Genomic DNA, 5,160 nt, shown 5'->3' with positions numbered 1-5,160 from the left:
TACAAAACAAAGGATTCGCTCGTAACCGGCGGATCCTGAAAATACGGGACGTGGCCGCACAAACGGCCAAAGGCTGATCAAGATACACAGCAGGCTGCGCCCACACAAGACGCCAAAAGTCGGAGAAACCGACGCCCGCCGTGACCTTGCGACGCGGTAACCCAAGTCGCAACCCCATCAATAACTGTCGCTTCGCGGCACTTTCCTACGCTAGGAGAAGCGGCATCCGACCCTTGTCGCGAATGCCGCCTGAGGTGATCAGCAACCTTAGCCGGTATTGCGCAATCCGGCGGCAATCCCCGCTACAGACACCAGCAGCGCCTGTTCCACCGGGCTGCCCTGCTCGACATCCTGCTGCCGCGAACGCGCCAACAGCTCGGCCTGCAATAGATGCAGCGGGTCGAGGTAGGTGTTGCGCAAGCGGATGAATTCAAGGGTGTCCGGGCTGTGCGCCAGCAGTTGGGACTGCCCGGTCAGACCGAGCACGACGGTGCATGCCTGCGACAATAGGTCGCGTAACTGCGCGCCCAATGGCAGCAGATCAGCCTCGACCAAACGTTCGTCGTAGGACTGCGCAATATCCGCATCGGCCTTGGCCAGGACCATTTCCAGCATGTCGATACGAGTGCGGAAGAACGGCCACTGTTCGCGCATCTGCCCGAGCAACTCGCCCTCGCCGCGCTCCAGCGCCTTGCTCAGCGCCGTCTCCCAGCCCAGCCAGGCCGGCAGCATCAATCGGGTTTGGGTCCAGCCGAAAATCCACGGAATTGCCCGCAGGCTTTCGATACCGCCGGCACGGCGTTTGGCCGGGCGACTGCCGAGCGGCAACCGTCCGAGCTCCTGCTCCGGGGTCGATTGACGGAAATACTCGACGAATTGCGGATTTTCCCGCACCACCTGGCGGTAAGCGCTGACACCGTCCGCCGCCAATTCGTCCATCAGATGGCGCCATTCAGGCGTCGGCGGCGGCGGTGGCAGCAAGGTCGCTTCGAGCACGGCGGCCAGATACAGATTGAGGTTTTGCTCGGCGATGTCCGGCAGGCCGAATTTGAAACGAATCATTTCGCCCTGTTCGGTAGTACGGAAACGCCCGGCCACCGAACCCGGTGGTTGCGACAGAATCGCCGCGTGCGCCGGGCCGCCGCCACGGCCAACGGTGCCGCCACGACCGTGGAACAGCAGCAGTTCGACTTGCTGCTCACGGCAGATTTCCACCAGTCGTTCCTGCGCGCGATATTGCGCCCACGCCGCAGCGGTGGTGCCGGCGTCCTTGGCCGAGTCGGAATAGCCGATCATCACCTCCTGCGGGCCATGCAAACGCGCGCGATAGCCCGGCAACAGCAGCAGACGTTCCATCACCGGCCCGGCGTTGTCGAGGTCGGCGAGGGTTTCGAACAGCGGCACCACGCGCATCGGCCGCAGAACGCCGGACTCCTTGAGCAGCAGTTGCACCGCGAGCACGTCGGAAGCGGCGCCGGCCATGGAGATCACGTAGGAACCCAGCGACGCAGCGGGCGCGGCGGCGATTTCCTTGCAGGTGTTGAGCACTTCGGCGGTGTCGGCCGATGGTTTGAAATGCGCGGGCAGCAACGGACGACGGTTGCTCAGCTCCTCGGTGAGGAAGTTGATGCGCTGTTCTTCATCCCAATCTTCGTAGCGGCCGAGGCCGAGGTAATCGGTGATTTCGGTCATTGCCGAGCTGTGCCGGGTCGAATCCTGACGCACATCGAGGCGCACCAGGAACAGGCCGAACGTCACCGCCCGACGCAGGCAGTCGAGCAACGGCCCGTCGGCGATGACGCCCATGCCGCACTCGTGCAGCGAGTTGATACACAACTGCAACGGCTCGAGCAGGTCGCGATTGTCGTGCAGCACATCGGCGGTGGCCGGGGTCGGCGCGGTCAACGCGGCATGCGCCCAGTTGCGTGTGGCGCGCAGGCGTTCGCGCAGTTGCTTGAGCACCGCGCGATAAGGTTCGGCACTGTCGCCGGCCTTGGCCTTCAGCGCGTCGCTGGCCTGCTGCATCGACAGTTCGGCAGCAAGGTGATCGACATCGCGCAGATACAAGTCAGCGGCCATCCAGCGCGCCAGCAGCAAGACTTCGCGAGTGACGGCGGCGGTGACATTGGGGTTGCCGTCACGGTCGCCACCCATCCATGAGGCGAAGCGGATCGGCGCGGCTTCCAGCGGCAAGCGCAGACCCGTGGCGGCGAACAGCGCCTGATCGGCCTTGCGCATATGGTTGGGGATCGCCTGCCACAACGAATGCTCGATCACCGCAAAGCCCCATTTGGCTTCATCGACCGGCGTCGGGCGGGTGCGGCGGATTTCTTCGGTGTGCCAGGCTTCGGCGATCAGCCGTTGCAGTTTGCTCTGGATCTGCTCGCGCTCGGCGCTGGTCAGGTCGCGATGGTCCTGCGCGGCCAGTTGCGCGGCGATCGCGTCGTACTTCTGGATCAACGTGCGTCGCGCCACTTCGGTCGGGTGCGCGGTCAGCACCAGTTCGATTTCCAGCCGCCCCAGCTGCCGGGCCAGAGATTCGGCGCTGTGCCCTTCACTGCGCAGGCGCGCGAGCAGTTCCGGCAATACCCGCGATTCGAACGGCGCCGGTTGCGACTCCTCGCGGCGATGGATCAGCTGATATTGCTCGGCGATGTTGGCCAGGTTGAGAAACTGGTTGAAGGCCCGCGCGACCGGAAGCAATTCGTCTTCACTCAATTGATTGAGGCTGGCGCTCAGTTCAGCGTCCATCGAGCCGCGCCGGTCGGCCTTGGCGCCCTTGCGAATCTGCTCGATCTTGTCGAGGAACGCCTCGCCGTACTGGTCTCGAATGGTGTTGCCCAACAGCTCTCCGAGCAGGTGAACATCTTCGCGCAAGCGTGCATCAATATCGGTCATCAGCAGTTCTCCAGCGGTAATCGGGGACAGCGCAGAAACGAATGCTTTGCCAGAGAGTGCCGCTCTGCGCCGCTTCTTACAAGCAGGCGACGAATTGACTTTAAACCTTGCCGGCGAAAGCTAGTCTCAACAGTAAGCCGTACGACGGCCCGCCGCCGGCGCTGCCGGACACTCACCCAGGCCTGCCATCAGCAGGCGCTAAATGAGGTCATCATGAAAATTCGTGAACTCGCCCAGCATTGGGAAGAAAACGCCAAAGGTCGCCTGACCGACACCGGCTACACGATTCATCTGGACGTCGAGGCCGCCGCGCGCCTGGCGGCAATTGCCGAGATGTATCCCAAACGTCATCCCGAGGAACTGCTCGGCGAACTGATCGGCGCCGCGCTTGAGGAGTTCGAAGCGAGCCTGCCGTATGTGAAGGGTTCGACGGTGGTGGCGACCGATGAGGAAGGTGATCCGTTGTATGAGGATGTCGGCCCGACGCCGCGTTTTCTGGCGTTGTCGCGGCGGCATTTGCATGATTTGTCCTCGGCTGAGAACAAGCAGAAGCACTGATTCCTGACACTGAGAAAAATGTGGGAGCGGGCTTGCCCGCGATGGCGGCAGTTCAGTCAAAAATGTGCTGAGCATGATGGCCTCATCGCTGGCAAGCCAGCTCCCACAGGGTACTGATCACCCTCTGATATCACCTTAAAACCCACCCGCGCGTACCGCTCCAAAGCCCCAAAGTTCCCATCCCAGAGCCTTGTCCAAACGGTCAATTTAATTTTTGGCGATAGGCCATCTTTTCTGAACTTTTCAAAAATGCCGCCGGTCGGAACAGGTAACCACGCCTGGAACGAGCGTTTCAATTCGCGTCTACAAGCGATGCTTTCGCCTCCTCTGCCAGGATGGATTCAGTTGTATTTTCAGGAGATGCCTAATGGAGTTGAAGACCATGAAAACCCAAACCTCGTTTTCCCACCTGCGCGGTCTGAAACTGGCCGCTCTGGCCATCGGCACCAGCTTCGTACTGGCCGGTTGCGCCGGTAATCCTCCGACCGAGCAGTACGCCGTCACTCAATCGGCCGTCAACAGCGCCGTCAGCGCTGGCGGTACCGAGTTCGCTGCGGTGGAAATGAAGCAGGCTCAGGACAAACTGAAACAAGCTGAAATCGCCATGCACGACAAGAAGTATGACGAGGCCCGTCGCCTGTCCGAACAGGCTGAATGGGACGCTCGCGTCGCTGAACGCAAGGCTCAGGCCGCCAAGGCCGAACAGGCTGTGAAGGATTCCCAGAAAGGTGTTCAGGAACTGCGTCAGGAAAGCCAGCGCACTGTGCAGTAAGCGCGCATCCCGACCGCAAAGCTGAAACTCTTACCGATAGAAAGGACGACAAATTATGCGTAAGCAACTGATGATTCCCGCTCTTCTGGCCGCAAGCGTTGCACTGGCTGCCTGCTCCACCCCGCCTAACCCGAACCTGGAACAGGCGCGCACCAACTACGCCGGCCTGCAGGCCAACCCACAGGCGAGCAAAGTCGCGGCACTGGAAACCAAAGACGCCAGCGATTACCTGGACAAGGCCGACAAGGCTTATCTGGACAAAGAAGACGCGGCCAAGGTTGACCAACTGGCTTACCTGACCAACCAGCGCGTCGAAGTGGCCAAGCAGACCATCGCTCTGCGCACCGCTGAAAACAACCTGAAAAACGCCGCAGCCCAACGTGCCCAGGCCCGTCTGGATGCCCGTGACCAGCAGATCAAACAACTGCAGGACAGCCTCAACGCCAAGCAGACCGATCGCGGCACGCTGGTGACTTTCGGTGACGTGCTGTTCGCCACCAACAAGGCTGATCTGAAATCCAGCGGCCTGGTGAACATCAACAAACTGGCGCAATTCCTTCAGGAAAACCCGGATCGCAAAGTGATCGTCGAGGGTTACACCGACAGCACCGGCACCGCTAGCTACAACCAGTCGCTGTCCGAGCGCCGCGCGACTTCCGTGCAGATGGCCCTGATCAAGATGGGCGTCGACCCTTCGCGCATCGTCGCTCAGGGTTATGGCAAGGAGTACCCGGTAGCGGATAACGGCAGCGTTTCGGGTCGTGCGATGAACCGTCGTGTGGAAGTGACCATTTCCAACGACAACCAGCCAGTAGCACCGCGTTCTTCGGTGAGCTCGAACTAAGCTTCACCCGGTAACGCAAAAGCCCCGCCTGAGTTGATCAGGCGGGGCTTTTTTTGTGGAAGTGTGAAAGTCGGTTGACTCAATTCCC

The 5,160-nt window shown here is 61.1% G+C and carries 4 protein-coding genes; 3 read left to right on the top strand and 1 reads right to left on the bottom strand.

Translation table 11 applies throughout. The features are described 5' to 3' along the window. Positions 1-267: 267 nt before the first annotated feature. Complete coding sequence (gene ppc / locus F8N49_RS25430; protein ID WP_071174519.1) at positions 268-2,898, bottom strand: phosphoenolpyruvate carboxylase; 2,631 nt, start codon at positions 2,896-2,898, stop codon at positions 268-270. Positions 2,899-3,111: 213 nt separating this feature from the next. Here ppc and F8N49_RS25425 point away from each other — a divergent pair, with 213 nt between their 5' ends. The 3 genes from F8N49_RS25425 (at position 3,112) to F8N49_RS25415 (ending at position 5,072) form a co-directional block, all read left to right on the top strand. Beyond that, the gene (locus F8N49_RS25425; protein ID WP_016771500.1) at positions 3,112-3,456 is read left to right on the top strand and encodes a hypothetical protein; all 345 of its coding nucleotides are present in this window, start codon (positions 3,112-3,114) and stop codon (positions 3,454-3,456) included. Between the two features lie 367 nt (positions 3,457-3,823). Then, a complete protein-coding gene (locus tag F8N49_RS25420) occupies positions 3,824-4,228 on the top strand; it encodes a DUF4398 domain-containing protein (protein ID WP_024011747.1) in 405 nt (134 codons plus the stop codon). 55 nt (positions 4,229-4,283) lie between these two features. Then, complete coding sequence (locus F8N49_RS25415; protein WP_024011746.1) at positions 4,284-5,072, top strand: OmpA family protein; 789 nt, start codon at positions 4,284-4,286, stop codon at positions 5,070-5,072. The last annotated feature ends 88 nt before the right edge of the window (positions 5,073-5,160 follow it).

This window comes from Pseudomonas sp. GXM4, from assembly GCF_008923895.1.
GTDB lineage: Bacteria > Pseudomonadota > Gammaproteobacteria > Pseudomonadales > Pseudomonadaceae > Aquipseudomonas > Aquipseudomonas atacamensis.
Note: the sequence above shows the minus strand (reverse complement) of the source record. Positions and strands in the feature narration are given on the sequence as shown.